The following is a 16,967-nucleotide window of genomic DNA, read 5'->3' as shown; positions in this document are numbered from 1 at the left end:
CGTGCCTGAGTTGGCGCGATCCCCTCCCCTAGGGCAACCAAAGCTACCCTAGGGTTGTGTGCCGAGGGGATGAGGCTTTCCACGTCAGGCACTGGCGCCTGCATGTGACCGACGACCCAAACGCCGCGGCGTTCGATGTTCACGCATGCCCATATCGATCGCCGCCTGCAACGCATTAACGTTGGCCATGAGTTGTGTCAACAAATCGCTACTACCCCTGAAAGACCGCAACTCATTAACACTACGTGTAACAGACGTCGCTAGTTCCGGCCTGATGCCGATTGTGGCTGCGACCTGGTCGACAGCAAGATCACCACCCTCTAAGACGGCTTTGACAATGCCGTCACCCGAGATGTCAGGCCAAGCCATCTGGCAGAGTTCCTGAGCAAACTGGAACAATCCATCGGCAGTGCTTTTCATGGTCTTGGATGCAACCACCTGAAGCCCCTTAGCCATGATCGAGTCAATGAGCCGAAGCATTGCGTGACCCGGGTCAAATCCATAGGTCATGAGCACGGCGACCTGGGTCTGAGTGCCGGTGGTGAGTTCATCGACAAGTCGGGACGTAGCAGGGCCAGCGTGTTGCCTTCCCACAAGAAGTCCATCAACCCAAGTGGTAAGGACCAAAAGATCGAAGTCACCAACGTATTCAGAGGTCACTTGGTCTACTGGCACCGCTACGATCTCCTGCGCCACCGGGCTCAGCAGTTCAGCCAGCCTCAACGCCAACGCACGCGTGGTCCCTCCAGGAGAGTCGATACTCACAAGTACCCGTGGTGGTCGCAACCGACCTACATACGATGGCGCAAGGCGCGAAGAACGCGTGAGCAAACTCGTGCCGAGCTTTCGTCCTTGCGCCATCGCCTCCACCACAGTGGATGGACCAACCAGCGAATCTCCAACCACGTACACGCGATCACCAAGGGCGAGCTGTGCACGTGAACGAGCCCGCTCGCGCCCTACCGCTAACTCTCCCACGGGCATGTGCCTAGACACATCGCTCGGGAGGCCGTTGAAGATCCCACTCGCAACCCAATGTCGATCCTTGATCACCGGTACTTCCTTACGCACGGGCAGTGTAGGAAAGCTCTCCAAGAGCTCCGACTCAATCCGATAACCGAGCGCGGCGACGACCTCATCCACCTCCATGACTCGAAATACCTTGTCCGTCACCTTGGGTCGCTGCTGGCGATCTTCCTGGATCGTCGAAACAAGTGTCGCTGCAATCCGACCGTTGGCCAACGGACGCAAGCTGGCGACGGTGACTGAAAATAGCACCTCAACGCCCTCACGTTCGGCCTCGCCAAGCTCGTCCGGGCGCACTAGAGAAAACCGCTTATCCATCCAATCGACGCAGACCGCACTGCCTCCTAACCTTCGTGTCATCCTCGCGACGTCCATCGCGGTGTTGCCAGCGCCAACGACCAGTACCGTAGACTCCGGTGCGGTAGTCGTCGTAGGTCCTACCGAACCAGTGATAACCCGATAGGCCCGGTCGAGGAACTCACTGGCCTCTGTGACCTTGACGGCCTCCTTACCTGCGGCCGTGATTGGCAACGGAGCATTCGCTCCTTGGGCAACCACCACGGCATCAAAAGCATGGGACAGACTATCGATGGCCTCGAGCGAGACCCGAGTGTCAGGGACCACCTCAACCCCTAACGCTTCGAGACGCGAACCTAGGCGAGCAACGATCGCATTCGGCAAGGTAAATTCTGGGATACCCGACCGCATCAGACCGCCAAGCTCTGCACTGGCCTCGAAGATCGTAGCATGTCCGCCCCCACGAGCCACCACGTCGGCGACAGCGATGCCCGCAGGACCACCGCCGATGATGGCAACAGAAAGACCGACTGAGCCCGGCTTCGTAATCGGTGGCTCGCTACGATCAGCTAGATAACGCTCTATCTCATGGATCGCGACTGGCATACCTCCAGCTAGCGTCAGCGAGCATGCGCCCTCGCACTGGGTCCCTGTATCACAAACTCGCGAGCAGATCTCAGGCATCGAAGAGGTCGCGGAGATGATCTCTCTAGCCCCAGCGAAGTCCAGATTACGCGCACGTTCGATAAACGCAGGGATATCGTTATGGGTAGGACAACCACGGATACACGTCGCATCCGGGCAGTCCAAACAACGACTTGCCTCAGCGATCAACTCGTCGTCCGACAGGAATCCGACACGAACCTCGTGGAGGTCGCCCCGAACGTCCGATGACTCAAAGAGATGCGCCGGCACGCGATCATCTACCCTTGGCAAACCTTCGACAGTAATCGCAGAGAATGGGCAGGTGCGCTCGCATTGATGACAAGCGACACAGACCATCTCATCGACCACAACCGTGTAAGTGAACTCGTCAAGTGAGATCGCACCAACCGGGCAACGAACTAAACACTCCTGACAGCCAGAACACCGATCCTTAAGCACTGACACCTTTGGAAAATCATTTGTTAACATCTCGTTCACCCTCCTTATGACGCCGCATGCATGATGATGTACAACCAACCAGCAACTCCACCAAGAGCTACCATCAGCATGACCGCGGCCACCTTTGCTCCCACCACACGCTGAACGAAGGGCGCGATATCACGCGGAAAGATCTTGAGCACCGCATAGACGCTCCCGATGATGCCAATCGCCATGACGACCAGCTGGACATCGACAATGGCCGGGTTTGAGATGAGGTGATAGTTCACCAGTGACCACTTGGAGGTGTTCACGCCAAATATCTGCACGATCGCTGGGATAAGACGTGGAACGTGCTTGAAGAACTTCGGCAGCTGGCGAGCGAAGTAATCCATGCCGACGATAGGAATGAGCGCATAGGACAGCGGCAAGAAGATCTGGCGAAACGGATTGACCTTCTCCATGAAGTTCCCTGCCACGTGTTCCCCTCGAACAGGATCGAGGAACAACATCTGGTATCCCTTAAATATGGCGGCAGTAACAACGGCCCCAAGAACGATGATTACCAGATAGTCAATGGGATTGGGGTAATGGTTCCAGCCCGTCACACGATTGAGGTAGTTATCGAGATTGGTATAGACGTTGGTGGCATTGACCTGCTGAAAGAGCACCAAACCCCAAAGCAACGCCACAGCCCATGCAATGTCGGCCCGACGACGCTTCGGGGCAATGACCGAGGTCAGCGGGCTCTGCAGGTAGAAGCCAACGTTGTTAGAAGGACAGGCCTTGTAGCACTCCGTGCACAGTCCACAGGCTACATTCGACTCTGCAGAACCTGGCCACGTATACCATGGGCACCCGTATCCGGAACTTCCACCCCGCATGCAATCCTTGGTCGTGCACGCGAGACAGACCGCTCGATCGTTCGTGCGAAAGCCCGCAACCGATCCCATCGATCCAACCGAACCAATCAGTGCGGATAGCGGACAAAAGTACCGGCAGAAGGTCCTGCGTTCAAAGACGAGGTAGAAGGTCACCGCCGAAACCACAATGCCAAGCACCATCAGCGAGGTATCACGAGGAGTACCTGGGCCGGCGATGTTAAAGTACTCCTCTAGAAACGTCAAGAATACAAACGTGCCAACCGAAAGCGTAAAGCCCCACTGAGCCCAACTCTCTGGAAGCTTGCGGCCAAGGCCAAGCGGCTTCTGGAGTCGACGAAACAGGGTACGGCGTTGGATCCATTCGGCAAAGCCACCGAATGGACACATCGAGCACCACGCCCGTCCAATGACAGCCATCATCACGAACACCAAACAGAACCACAGATACCAAGTAATGGCGGTAGCAAAGTTGATACCGGGATCGACCACCCCGAGGAACCCAAGAAAAATTACCAACCAGAAGATGATCTGGTTGGGGATGATCATGAGGAACTGAGTGACCCGTTTCGACAGGATTCTCGCAATAACCGGGTGACTCGCCAGGTTCGCCTTCTTCGACGGATCGGTTCCTTGAAAGCGACTTTCGCTAGCTACTACTGGAATGTGTAGCCGCTTGGGAATCGTATCGTCAGTTACCAACTTGATCTTGGTCGGTTCGACCTTTGTCATAATGTCCCTCCTAAGCACACACTCTTGCCCTACGCACTCGTCTTCAGTACTCGATTACTCTTTGTTCGTCACTATTGTTTAGTACTGGATTAATGATTAGTGTAATTGAGCGATTTCTACTTGTCAAGTCCAAAGGTAAACTTTATCTATGAACTTATCAATGTCGCGTCGGGGTGACTATAGCGTGCGAGCAGCGTTGTATCTCGCGCGACGAGCTGACCGACCCCAGGCAACGAAGGTCAAAGAGATCGTCGCCGAGATGGGGATCCCTGCAAGCTTTGCCTCCCAGATCCTGGCTGATCTGGTTCGCACCGACATCGCCACCTCAAAGCCCGGGCGCGATGGCGGTTATCGTCTCGCTCGAGATCCAAACGCCATTACACTCCTCGAACTAGTCGAAGCCGGTGAGGGACCATTGCGAGCTGAACACTGTGCTCTCGGCGATGGACCCTGCCGCTGGGACACGGTTTGCCCCCTTCATGCCAGCTGGCAGGCGACCGTCGCAGCGGTGCGAGACCAACTCACTACGATCACGCTGGCTACAATCCTCAATGAAGACCTACGCCTTGAGCAGAGCCATGAGGACCCACCGATAGATGGACACCGCTCGTTTCGAGGAATCGAGACCGACGACTCGAGCTTCGTCGAGCTACCGGAGGCAACTGTACGTCAGCTCATCAGTCGCCTAGTGGATCGTGAGTTGTTGATCGAGCTTCAAGAGACCCTCCGAGGCGTGAGTTGGCTTTCACGCGCCAGTCTCTCCATGGCCTATCTCCTCGATCGTGGCAGCCGGTTAATCGTAGAAGTTGTCAACAGTGCAGAGGAGACCCTTCGTATCGAGATCGATATCGAACCAATCCCCATCGATGCTCGTCGAGTTGAACTCAAGGGGCACGCAAAGATACGCACGAACATGAAGCCGGATCCACAGCCGCTTCTGAGATTGATTCTCAACCGTGTTGCGAGGATGCTTGAAGCTCGCGACAGCCCGGTCAGCGGTTAAGAGACCAAACGGAACGATTTTGGCCGCGATAGCGTTGAGCTAGGGCGATGACTCATGCTCTTTGGCTCCGCGGCGACCTGCGCCTTAGTGACCACGCCGGCTTTGTGGCGATGGCGTCTACAAACGAACCTTTTGCGGTCTTCTTTAATCTTGACCCGATGCTTGATCGACACCTCACACCCCATAAACGTGCGTACCTGATGGCCGCACTCCGGGATCTCGATACGCAACTCGATGGCCGACTGAGCTTGCTCGCTTGTAACCCCACACAAGAGCTGCCAGCCCTCCTGGCCGACCGCGGCATCACCTCGGTCATCACCCACGGTTCAGTTGGTCCCAGCATTCGACGACGCCTCAACACAGCAGCTGTCGCGATGCACGCCAGGGGAATCACGTTGGGCGCACTGGATACTCCTTACGCCGTCGCACCTGGAACGCTGTCGACTAAGGACGCCACGCCAACGTCCGAGCAGCAGGGGTATCGAGTGTATACGCCCTTCTATAAAGCCTGGCGACCGAGGGCGCTTAGGGCCACCCCCTATCCACACCCCGAGATTTCCAACTTGATCACCATCGATCGTGTCTTTGAGCCAGAAGGCAACAGTATTTCGGGTGGAGAGCGAGCAGCACGCCTTGACATGAATCGATTCCTTAGCCAACGACGATTTCACTATGCGAGCCAACGGGACTACCCTGACCAAGCGGTCACATCGGGACTCAGTACACATCTCCACTTTGGAACAATTCACCCTCGGACCATTATCGCATCGCTTGGCCCCGACGACGCAAAGTTCTTGGCCGAGCTCGCGTGGCGAGAGTTCTACGCCGACGTACTTTTCCGCAACCCGGACGCCGTCAACCAGGAGCTTGACGTACGATTTCAACAGATGAAGTGGCGCCAGGCGGTCGAGGCGCCAACGCTTCTCGATGCATGGAAGCAGGGCAGAACAGGCTATCCGCTCGTCGATGCTGGAATGCGCGAGCTGCTCGCCACTCACCTCATGCACAACCGTGTACGCATGGTCGTCGCGTCATTCCTCATCAAAGACCTCCATTTTGACTGGCGGATCGGTGCACAATACTTCGAACAGCAGCTACTCGATGGTGACCTGGCCTCTAACCGACTGAACTGGCAGTGGGTCGCAGGGACGGGCACCGACGCCGCTCCATATTTCCGCATCTTCAATCCGATTCTTCAATCGAAGAAATTCGACCCGGACGGATCCTACATTAAGCGCTGGGTACCAGAGCTGGCTCATCTGAGCGGCAACGCCATCCATGAGCCCTCAACCTATCTGGACCCAACCACCATCGGCTACGTTGCTCCCATCGTAGATCACAACATCGAGCGTCAAGAGACCTTAGCGCGCTACGAGAGCGCCAAGGCGTCTACTTCGTGACTTCTTGCTCCGTTGCCGCGCCAACGGCGACAACTGACGCGCTAGGACCACCAGCGCGTCATCTCCAAATGTGAGAACACTCTCGTAACGGCTTCGCAATCGCAGATCCGACAATTCGACTGTATGGCCAACCGTTTCGAGGTGTACCGTTGACCGGCCATGCCGGCGGTGTGGGCATCGTCCGATGAGCATGCGCTCGGCCGTGGAACCAGTTGTGCGACCAGGTGCCAACATCCGTGACTTGCGCCGACGCCGACGACGTTTATCCGCCATTTGTATCCAATCAACGCCTCGGGGATCGCCCACGCACACAGGATCAGAGAAACTTACATCTAGACTTATTCTCCACAAATTGCGTGTAACCTTGCGCCATCTTTGCAAGTAATGTGCTCCTAATCGCATCCATGCCCCTGACCACACGCGGCGCCACACAGCGTCGAGTTCATCCGATACGTCGACGCACATCGCAAGTGCGAAATCGAAAGCTATGAACCCGAGACTCACCGTCGCCATTTCCAACAGACGGCCGCGCGCAGCCAACGGCTCGGGCGATGACGATTCAATGAATGGTCCTAGCCGGATGCGAAGAGACGCGTCAATCGTGCAACCAAGAGTTCGAGCACGGTATCCGCCTCTAACATGGAGGCCCCGCGCAAATCCCGCGCCGCGTCGGCGAGCCAGCCAACCATCAGGACGCTCGAACGATACGTGAGATGCCTCGCAGCCGCCAACATGTTGCGCAGGGCAAAATCTGGTGGCTTGCGGGCTCCGACAGAATCGAGTGCCGCCTTGGCCTGCTCAATACTGCGCACCCCCGGCGAGGTGAGAACGATCAGGTCAAGATAGCGTCGCTGCAACACGGTGATGAGCAGTTGTGGAGCTTTGTCCGCCGCCTGTAGTCGCTGCAATGTCCCCATGGCCTTGGCCATATCACCGTGCTCGATCGCATCGGTGAGCATCCAAAGTGGAACCTCACGGGCCTGTCCTAGATAGGGGCGAACATCCTCTACATCGAAGACCTCGCCATGGCGTTGGAGTCCAGCGAGGACCTGCGCAAGGGGGTTGATCTCAGTGAGATCGACCCCGGCGTGCTCGGTAACGAGTGCGAGCGCCTGGTTGGTGAGTTTCACACCAGCAGCTACCAAGACCGAGCTGATGAAGCTGCGTCGCTCCGCCTCCTTTCCGACCGTCAGTTCGACCTTCTCGATCACCGGCTCCCGAAGGGCACTCAATGCCTTCGGCACAGGCTTCTCGGTCCCGAACAGGGTGACGACGTGATCTTCGGACATCGCAGCAAACCCCTCGGCAAGGAACGGAGCATCGTCGGATTTCAGAGCCTCAAAGGAGCGCACCAGGATTCTGAAGCGAGATACGAACATCGGCGTCTGCGAGAGCATGGCAACGACGTCACTGACGTCATCTTCATGTAGATCGAACACCCGCAGCTCTTCGACGGCTGGATCATAGGCATCCATCTCCTGAACGATCCGTTCCTCGAGGACGATCGGATCACTCGCTATGAACAGCGTGACGGCTCGCACGAACTACGAGTTCTCACTCGGATCAGCGTGCTCGACCCGCTGAGTCTGCAAGGCTGCGATCGTATCGAGCGCCTTGACCGTCGAGCGCACATCATGAACACGGAAAACTGCTGCACCGTCAATCATCGCCAGGCTCGCGGCGCTCAAGGACGCCCAACGGCGCTGGGTGATATCAAGCGAGAGGGCTTCGCCCAAGAAGCCCTTGTTCGATGCGGAGATCAGAACCGGATAGCCAGTCTCAACGAGGCTGCTTGTCGTTCCAAGCAGGGCTAACGATTGCGTGGTTGTCTTGCCAAGATCAAACCCGGCATCAATGATGATCGAATCACGACCAACGCCATCACCAAGCGCCCGATCAACCCGATCAAGGAGAAATTTACGAACATCGCGCACCAGGTCGTCGTAGTGCGGGTCGGGATCTGGGACACGAGGCTTGAGGCGGATATGGGTGGCCACCACCCCAGCACCGTGGCGTGCCGCCACTTTGGTATAAGCGGGATCGCCGAATCCCGAGATGTCGTTACCGAGATGTGCCCCTGCAACGATCACCGCTTCAAGCACCTCGGATCGCCAGGTGTCGACCGAGATGGCTACATCGAGACGAGAGGCGACCGCCTCGACGGCCGGGACCACTCGCTCGAGCTCGGCTTCGAGGGTGATCTCCTCGCCAGGACCAGCCTTGACTCCGCCGATGTCGAGAATGTCAGCACCATCGGCGACGAGTGTCTCGGCCTTCTTGAGGAAAAGATCAAAGTCAAAGTAACTGCCCTTGTCGTAGAACGAATCGGTCGTTCGATTCAAAATACCCATGACGATCCCGCGTGCGAGATCGAGTTGACGATCCCTTAACCGTAACGTTGCCAACCCAGATGACCTAGAACAATCGTGAGGTAAAGGTGCGCCGATACTCGTTGATTCGTGGATCGTTCTCCGGGAGGAGGTTCAAAAGATCCAAAAACCGTTGACGCGCAACGTCGTCGGATTTGACCGAGTCGAGGAGTTCATCGAGCTCCTTGGTGATCTCATCCTCGCTCAACGTCGCTGAACCCTCTCGTGCCAGACGAATCTTGGCCTTCAACTTTGCAATTTCGGCCGTCTCGGGAAAGCGAGCGAGGATCGCTTCCGCCTCATCGAGTTCACCCCGGTCCGCCAAGAGCTTTGCGAGCGAGACCCCAGCCACGTCGTTGGCCGGCTCCAGTTCAAGAGCCTGTCGAAGTGCAGGCTCGTTGCCCTCCTCAATCAGGACGTCAACTACCGTCTTTGCCGGTGCGAGTTTAGCGACAAACTCACGAACCTGGGACTCGGGGTAGGCACCCACAAAGCTGTCAACGATCTTCCCATCCTTGATCGCGAACACCGCCGGTATCCCCTGGACCTTAAAGGCCTGGGCTGAAGCTGGATTTTCATCGACGTTGATCTTGACCAGCTCCACCTTGCCTTCAGTCTCAGCGACCACCTTCTCGATAATCGGACTGAGCGTCCGGCATGGCCCACACCAGGGTGCCCAAAGATCCACCACAATGGGCCGATCCTTTGACGCCTCGATCACATCTTGTTCAAAGGTAGCATCAGTTACGTCCATAGTCCCTTATTCTACTTGGTCGGTCATGGACCAACAGGTCGACCTTACCGGGTCGACGACTTCGAGTACCATGGGATGATGAATGAGCATCAGTGTCCGTTTTCTGAAAGCGCTCTCCACTGGATCAGGGAGGCCAGCCAGCTCGTCGGATCACTCACCGTCGCACTGTGCCCAGGTGGTCGCTCCAATCTCACCTATCGTATCCAGGACGAGACCGGCGAATCGATAATTCTCCGTCGACCCCCCGCCGGAATGGTACTCCCAACGGCCCATGACATGGGGCGAGAGTTTCGCTTTCTCTCGGCGTTGGCGCCCACAGGCTTTGCCGTCCCACGACCAGTGGCCTTCTGCGATGACCCTGCCCTCATCGGAGCTCCGTTCTATCTGATGGAAGAGGCACAGGGCCTCATCCTTCGCGACGACGAGCAAGCCAGCGCGGTTCCGATCGCGACTCGCCAAGTCATTGGACCCAACCTCATCACTACCCTCTCCCAACTTCACAGCTTTGATCCAGCGACAATCGGACTACCCGCGACGGCGAATCCGCATGCCTATGTTGGCCGGCAACTCGACCGATGGCTCACACAGGTCTCCTCGGTTGTCACCTTCGAGGCCGACCTCATCGCAACCGTGCTCGAGGTCGGCCACGAGTTGCGCGCCCACATGCCAGAGACCGAAGCCATCGGTATCGTCCACGGCGACTACCGTCTCGACAACGTCGTGCTCACCGACCACGGTGAGGTCGTGGCCGTCCTCGACTGGGAGATCGCCTCCATCGGCGATCCCCTGGCCGATATCGGCATGCTCGGGGTCTACTGGATGGACGCCAACGATGATCGGATGCGCGGCATAAACAGCGCTACCAGACTCGAGGGATTTACGTCACGGGCTGAGCTCTATGAGCTCTATGCACAAGTGCGCCATATCGATCCAGAACGCATCACCTTCTACCAACACTTCGGAAGCTGGAAGCTGGCCTGTATCCTCATCGGTGTCGTTGAGCGCTACCGAAGCGGCGCCTCCGGCGGCGATCAATCGAGCATTGATGACTACCCCACCTTGATCACAGAGCTACTCGCGGCGGCAACACTTGCTCATTGATGATCTGCTGAGCACGGTTCGCAAGCGGCCCTTCTACTTACGCCCCTAACAAACACCAGCAGGGTCCTGATGTCCTTGATGGAGATCGACGGCCCCTATGACGGGAACGACCAAATCGCTCCTTACTTCGCTATCTCATTGCGCCATCTCAACGCGCTCTCAGTTCCTCTCCGAGGTTCGGAGCCGGGTTTAACGTCCTAGGCCCTTCAGTCATAGGGCCCGCAGCAAGTCGGCACCATGTAACGATAGCCCCTTACACGTCAGAGATGTCGATGGCATCGAGACATGCCAATCGCTGCGCTAAACCGAACTTACGACCGTTTCTGACCCCGATATCCCCTACGAACAGGGTAGATAGCTAAGAGCTGGCTGAAAGTGTAGACACGAGTGTCTTGACAGATTGATTTGGGTGTGATAGTGTTACCTCGTGAAACGCTTTAGCGGGGCCATGCATGTTGCCACTACTCGTCGCCAGCACAAGGATAAGGTGTATGAGACCCATCTGCTTAGACGTTCCTATCGTGAAGATGGCAAGGTAAAGAACGAGACACTAGCCAATCTGTCCTATCTCCCCGAAGAGACCATCCAGGTAATCCGTGAGTCCTTAGCTGGTAAGCACCATGTGGTGGCCGGGGAGGGCTTTGAGATCAAGCGAAGTCTGCCTCATGGACATGTGGCAGCTATAGCTGCGATGGCGAACAAGTTAAAGCTTCCCGCCCTCCTTGGACCCGCCTGTCGTGAGCGAGATATCATCTATGCCCTCATTATCGCAAGAGCCATTCGCCCAGCCTCCAAGCTCGCAACCTCTCGGTGGTTCAAAGACTCCACCCTGGGGGCTGACCTAGGGCTAATGGGTATCTCAACCGATGAGATCTACTCCGCAATGGACTGGTTGTATGCACGCCAAGGCACGATCGAAGCCCAACTCGCCAAACGTCACCTCCAGGAGGGCTCACGGGTGCTCTATGACCTCTCCTCCTCCTGGATGGAGGGGACACATTGCCCTCTGGCTTCCTATGGTTACTCCAGAGATCACAAGCGAGGCAAGACCCAGATCGAGTATGGTCTCATGACCGATGTCGATGGTCGACCGATCTCCATCGAGGTCTTTAGTGGTAACACCGGGGACCCTACCGCCTTTGTGAATGCCGTTAACATGACCAGGGATCGCTTTGGGTTAAAAGAACTCATCATGGTGGGAGATCGAGGGATGATCACCCGTGCACGTATAGAGGCACTGCGGGGTCTCGAGGGTGCAAAGTGGATCACCTGTCTACGGGCTCCCCAGATTCGAACCCTCATCGACGGTGGTTCTCTCCAGCTTGGACTCTTTGATGAGACGAACCTGGCTGCGATCACCCATCCTGACTATCCCGATGAGCGCCTCATCGCATGTCGTAACCCTGACCTGGCTCGTCTTCGGGCTCATAAGCGAGAAGAGCTCCTGGTAGCGACCGAGAAGGAGCTCGAACGTATTCAGGCGGCTGCTCTTGGTCACCAGAGCAAGCATCCGATTGCCTTAAAGATCGGGAGAGTCCTCAACCGACACAAGATGGCCAAGCACTTTACCTTAGAGTTCGACGACGATGAGAGCTTCACCTTTGTCAGAGATACCAACTCAATCGAGACAGAGGCTGCACTCGATGGGATATATGTCATACGTACCTCGGTTAGCCATGAAGAACTCGATGATGCCAAGGCGGTAGAGGCCTACAAGGGCTTAAGCGTTGTCGAGCGCAACTTTCGCAACCTGAAGGTCATCGATCTCGATCTACGTCCGATCTATCACTACAGCGAGAATCGGGTCAGAGCCCACGTGTTTCTTAGCATGCTCGCTCTCTATGTCACCTGGCACATGAGAGAGGCTCTAGCACCTCTCATGTTTCGTGACGAGGAGATTCCAGAACGTCACGATCCGGTTGCACCCGCCCTTCGCTCAGATGCCGCCCACTCCAAAGATGCCACCAAACTAGGAGCAAATGGCGAGGCCATCCACAGTTTTGCTACCTTGCTTGCCCACCTTGGAACCCTGACTAGAAACACGGTTGAATTTAGCCAGGGGGTCCAGATCGAACAGCTCTCGGTGCCAACGCCACTGCAACGTAGAGTCTTTGAACTCATTGGATCACCGATACCAACCACCATTGGAGGAAAGTCGACAGAACGAAAACACTAATCTACGACAAAGTACCTGGTAGAAGGTACTATCGGTCGGTGGGTTAGGCTTAAGCTCGGGCTAAACGCCACCTCAGGCAGTAGGCGTACACTCGATGGCGCCCAACGGTGGTGGCGCCGACGCGTCACGTTCAGCATGCGCATGGATGGTGAACCGAATTTCCTGTTCGCCTAGCGCAGCAAGGATCATCGCTGTATCACCATGAGATGGCTGGTCCCGCCGTTTCCAAACGAGGGCGCCGACTCTATCACAGACGCTGACGTGGTCAATCTCGTAGCCATTGATCTTCAAATGCTCATGAACACAAGAACTAACCGATCCAGGCTGAGCTTGGATCCGAGCTCCCAGGTCTGATGAGCCTAGGAATCACTGCCGCCACCACCTGTGGACCTGGCCCAAGCATCGTCAAGCGCGCAAACGATCTCGTCGATCGCTGGCAGGTCAAGGGTTCCATAGGTCCGACTTTGCGGTTCGAGTACGCTCGCCACCCAATGCTCGGACATCAGCGTGAGTACCACTCGAGCAAACCGGCCCTCTGAATAGATCGCGACACTCCAGCCACGTCCGAGTTGCAGAAGGTCAACAACTCGGTGACATCACGCACGAGGTCATCGTCCACCACCAAGATAAGCCGTCTCGACTGAGCACCGAGAGCTGCCTCGACGTAATCAGCACCAAACCGGCAGAACCTATCACGGTGCTCGACCAAGATAGTTGTTATGTTGGGATCGCCTAAAAGAGCTAGGAACTTTGGCCGATGACCATCAAGCGCTGAACCTACCTCGGTCACTACCTTATCGACCTTATATCCGTTCTCAGTGGCCCAGGCCAATACCCGTGCCACATGCCGGTCGAGGTCTGGCTTCTCATCGGACGACGATACCCGTGCATGGATGACGGTTGACCCACTCGTTTCTTGCGTGGACTCCAAATCGCCTACAAGAATCAGTTTGTTACCTACGCGATGGGTGGGAACCGGCATCTTTCCGGCTCCATTCCACCGATATGCCGTCGGCGGATGTATACCTTGGGACAGCGCCCACTCACGTAAGTTCACTAATGTCTACTGTGGCCGGTACGTCTGACAACTGTTGCGACCCTTCACCAGTGAGGCTGAGCGCGGCGCCCATAGGACTTGGAACGAACAGTGCGACAACCATCGTCCACCACTCGAGCAAGACCAACCGATGAGACGATCGAAACGGTAAGCCTCGACATAGAGAACTGCGTGGCCAGGTGGATATTACCTGCTTCTACCCGACGACATAGTTGATTACTCGAGGCAACTTTGCAATGACCTTGCGTAGCTGGGCCCCGGCGAGGTAGGTGGCAATCGCCTCCTCAGCCAATGGTCGGACGATCTCCTCGGTTGCGTTCGGATCAATTGCAATCGTGGCACGCGTCTTTCCGTTAACCTGGACCACAAGGGTGGCGTTCGCCGAGGTGAGAACCTCTTGATCGGTTGTTGGCCAGGTCTCGGCGTGCACATCACGTCCGTATCGACGGTGATAAAGCTCGCTCGCGATGTGCGGGGCCATCGGTGCCAAAAGTTTCAATAGGGTGCCTATCCCCCAATCAAGGGTCGCAGCATCAGCTCCCTCGGCCTGAACTTTCGAGAGTGCGTTGGTCAGCTCCATGAGAGCAGCGACCGAGGTGTTGTAGGCCCATCGCTCAATCCCATCGGTACATCGAGAAATGAGCTGGTTGACCTGGAGGTAGATTGCACTCGTCGCGTCGGGCTCATCCTCGACAACTGGGATCCGACCTGACAGCGCCCAAACTCGTTGCAGAAAGCGGTGACAACCCTCAATCATCTCATCGGTTTGATCTGTCCAATCAAAGTCATCCGCTGGTGGCCCCACAAACAGGTGGAACAACCGAAGGGCGTCAGCTCCCACGGTATCGAAGTAGCGTTGTGGAGTGACAAGGTTGCCCTTCGATTTTGACATCTTCGAACCGCCCAGGCGGATCATCCCTTGGGTAAAGAGCCGCCGGAACGGCTCTTTTAATGTCGCTGGGACCAGTCCAAGATCGGAGAGCGCTCGAGTAAAGAACCGAGCATAGAGTAGGTGTAAGATCGCGTGCTCGACACCTCCAATGTACTGATCCACCGGCATCCAGTCCTCAACCGCTCGAATATCGAAGGGGCGATCCTCAGAAAACGGATCACAGAACCTTAGGTAGTACCAGGACGAATCGACAAACGTATCCATCGTGTCAGTCTCGCGGGTCGCGGGTCCCCCACAGTCCGGGCATGTTGTCAAGCGAAAGGAGTCACTATGCAACAACGGTGATTCGCCAGTCGGTCGAAACTCAACACCGTCTGGCGCAAGTACTGGCAACTGGTTCTCCGGCACGGGAACGGTCCCACACGACTCACAATAGAGAATCGGAATCGGACATCCCCAAAACCGCTGACGTGAAACCAGCCAGTCTCTCAGGCGATACTTGACCGATCCGGTACCAGCCCCAAGCTCCCGAAGACGCTCAATAACAGAAACCTTTGCCTCATCAATTGAAAGACCATCAAGGAAGTCGCTATTTATCTTGGCCCCTGACCCGGTGTAGACGGGACCATCGAAGCTCGCAGGTCGTTCGACAGTCTCTACAACTGGCAGACCAAAGCGCTGTGCAAACGCATAATCTCGCTCATCTTCACCAGGCACAGCCATGATGGCGCCGGTACCGTAATGGCCTAGAACGTAATCCGCGACATAGATCGGAATCCGCTCCCCAGATATCGGGTTGATGGCGTAGCTGCCAAGAGCAACTCCACGTTTGGCCGCATCTTCACCTGCCATGCGATCCAGTTCACTCCGCGTCGCCACCTCGTCAAGAAAGGTGCTGACCTGCTCCTTGTGTTCAGGCGACGTCAATTGCGCGAGATCGGGATGCTCAGGTGCCACGACTGCGAAGGTGGCACCGAAGATCGTATCAGGCCGAGTGGTGAACACCTTGAGTCGATAGCCCTCAAGTCCCTCCACCGCAAAGAAGATCTCCGCCCCCACCGAGCGACCGATCCAGTTGCGCTGCATGGTCTTGACACGCTGAGGCCAATCAAGGTCCTCAAGGCCATCAAGCAACTCATCGGCGTACTGGGTGATCTTAAAAAACCACTGAGTCAACTCCCTGCGGACAACCAGGTCTCCCGAACGCTCACACGTGCCATCAGCTAGGACCTGTTCGTTCGCCAATACCGTCTGGCATCCAGGACACCAGTTGACTGGTGCGTCGCCGCGATAGACAAGCCCAGCCTTGTAAAACTTTAGAAAGAGATATTGTGACCATCGGATATAGCTAGGGTCATGGCTGTAGATCTCGCGGCGCCAATCATAGGCTGCACCAAGCCTTGTCAAGGAAGTCTTGAGTTCGGCCATTCGCTCCTCTGTGAAAACCCTGGGATGTACCCCAGTCTTGATGGCTGCATTCTCCGCAGGAAGCCCAAAAGAGTCGAACCCAATTGGGGAGAGCACAGCCTCACCGTTCATAGTTCGATACCGCACATTGAGGTCACCGAAGGTGTAGTTACGGACATGACCCTGGTGCGCTGGCCCTGAAGGATATGGGTACATGCAGAGCACATAGGACTTCGGACGTGGATCGTCGTTGCTCACGTGATAAGCCTCGCTCTGGCTCCATCGGGCTTGCCAGGCTGTCTCTATCGCAGGCGGGTCATATCTGTCAGTCATGTCCGAAAAGCCTAGTGCATTGACCAGGGGTCTCTCTCGCCCCGCCAGGTCACGGTGCCTAAGTCAACCTTGAGACACTACACTGTCATATACGACCTTTGGGGGTGTAGCTCAGCTGGTAGAGCGCTTGACTGGCAGTCAAGAGGTTCGTGGGTTCGAGTCCCATCACCTCCACCACAAACCCGCTGGTCACAGCCACTATTTGATGGCAAGAAGCCCCGAGTAACGTTTTGCCGGTTGCCTATCCGGTTGCCTGTGGTAATTTGAGCCTAACGTGATAGGGTGTGCTGCGGCGTCCGAGTGGCCTGTTCGAACAGAGTTTGAGGACTGTCTTTATTGCTTAAGGGAAAGAGTTCTCATGAACCGGATCACTTTTCTTGAGTGGCCACGGCTGATCGCGCCGCTTGAGTTGCTTCTCCGAGTCCAGATCGGCGTGGTGATTCGTATCGGGTTCAT

At 56.3% G+C, this 16,967-nt stretch carries 10 protein-coding genes, 1 tRNA gene and 1 pseudogene; 5 read left to right on the top strand and 7 right to left on the bottom strand.

What is annotated here, in order from left to right; translation table 11 throughout:
* Positions 1–84: 84 nt before the first annotated feature.
* Together MP439_02175 and MP439_02170 are read right to left on the bottom strand one after the other, a co-directional pair.
* Positions 85–2,457 (bottom strand): FAD-dependent oxidoreductase, encoded by a 2,373-nt coding sequence (locus MP439_02175; protein ID MCI2974867.1) that lies wholly within the window; start codon positions 2,455–2,457, stop codon positions 85–87.
* A 14-nt stretch (positions 2,458–2,471) separates the two neighbouring features.
* The gene (locus tag MP439_02170; protein MCI2974866.1) at positions 2,472–4,019 is read right to left on the bottom strand and encodes a 4Fe-4S binding protein; all 1,548 of its coding nucleotides are present in this window, start codon (positions 4,017–4,019) and stop codon (positions 2,472–2,474) included.
* A 148-nt stretch (positions 4,020–4,167) separates the two neighbouring features.
* On the opposite strand from MP439_02170, the gene MP439_02165 reads away from it, so the two are divergent.
* Together MP439_02165 and MP439_02160 are read left to right on the top strand one after the other, a co-directional pair.
* Positions 4,168–5,022 (top strand): Rrf2 family transcriptional regulator, encoded by an 855-nt coding sequence (locus MP439_02165; protein MCI2974865.1) that lies wholly within the window; start codon positions 4,168–4,170, stop codon positions 5,020–5,022.
* A 47-nt stretch (positions 5,023–5,069) separates the two neighbouring features.
* Positions 5,070–6,422 (top strand): DNA photolyase family protein, encoded by a 1,353-nt coding sequence (locus MP439_02160; protein ID MCI2974864.1) that lies wholly within the window; start codon positions 5,070–5,072, stop codon positions 6,420–6,422.
* Positions 6,423–6,994: 572 nt separating this feature from the next.
* Here MP439_02160 and MP439_02155 read toward each other — a convergent pair.
* From MP439_02155 to trxA, 3 genes are read right to left on the bottom strand one after another with little or no spacing between them, the layout of a single operon-like run.
* Positions 6,995–7,963, bottom strand: coding sequence for a hypothetical protein (locus MP439_02155; protein MCI2974863.1), 969 nt, complete (start codon positions 7,961–7,963; stop codon positions 6,995–6,997).
* A gap of 3 nt (positions 7,964–7,966) precedes the next feature.
* Positions 7,967–8,827 carry a dihydropteroate synthase gene (gene folP, locus MP439_02150; protein ID MCI2974862.1) on the bottom strand — a complete coding sequence of 287 codons (861 nt, stop codon included), beginning with the start codon at positions 8,825–8,827 and terminating at the stop codon, positions 7,967–7,969.
* A 10-nt stretch (positions 8,828–8,837) separates the two neighbouring features.
* Positions 8,838–9,545 (bottom strand): thioredoxin, encoded by a 708-nt coding sequence (gene trxA / locus MP439_02145; protein MCI2974861.1) that lies wholly within the window; start codon positions 9,543–9,545, stop codon positions 8,838–8,840.
* Positions 9,546–9,623: 78 nt separating this feature from the next.
* Here trxA and MP439_02140 point away from each other — a divergent pair, with 78 nt between their 5' ends.
* Positions 9,624–10,646 (top strand): phosphotransferase family protein, encoded by a 1,023-nt coding sequence (locus tag MP439_02140; protein ID MCI2974860.1) that lies wholly within the window; start codon positions 9,624–9,626, stop codon positions 10,644–10,646.
* 427 nt (positions 10,647–11,073) lie between these two features.
* A complete protein-coding gene (locus MP439_02135) occupies positions 11,074–12,822 on the top strand; it encodes an IS1634 family transposase (protein ID MCI2974859.1) in 1,749 nt (582 codons plus the stop codon).
* Between the two features lie 577 nt (positions 12,823–13,399).
* Here the strand turns inward: MP439_02135 and MP439_02130 are convergent.
* Together MP439_02130 and leuS are read right to left on the bottom strand one after the other, a co-directional pair.
* Positions 13,400–13,879 (bottom strand): annotated as a pseudogene (locus MP439_02130) (IS607 family transposase).
* A 196-nt stretch (positions 13,880–14,075) separates the two neighbouring features.
* The gene (leuS, locus tag MP439_02125) at positions 14,076–16,436 is read right to left on the bottom strand and encodes a leucine--tRNA ligase (protein MCI2974858.1); all 2,361 of its coding nucleotides are present in this window, start codon (positions 16,434–16,436) and stop codon (positions 14,076–14,078) included.
* A 175-nt stretch (positions 16,437–16,611) separates the two neighbouring features.
* Between leuS and MP439_02120 the strand changes: the two genes are divergently transcribed.
* Positions 16,612–16,688 (top strand) — tRNA-Ala (locus MP439_02120).
* Positions 16,689–16,967 lie beyond the last annotated feature (279 nt).

Source organism: Ferrimicrobium sp. (assembly GCA_022690815.1).
In the GTDB taxonomy this organism is placed as follows: Bacteria; Actinomycetota; Acidimicrobiia; order Acidimicrobiales; family Acidimicrobiaceae; genus Ferrimicrobium.
This window is presented reverse-complemented; position numbering and strand designations above follow the sequence as displayed.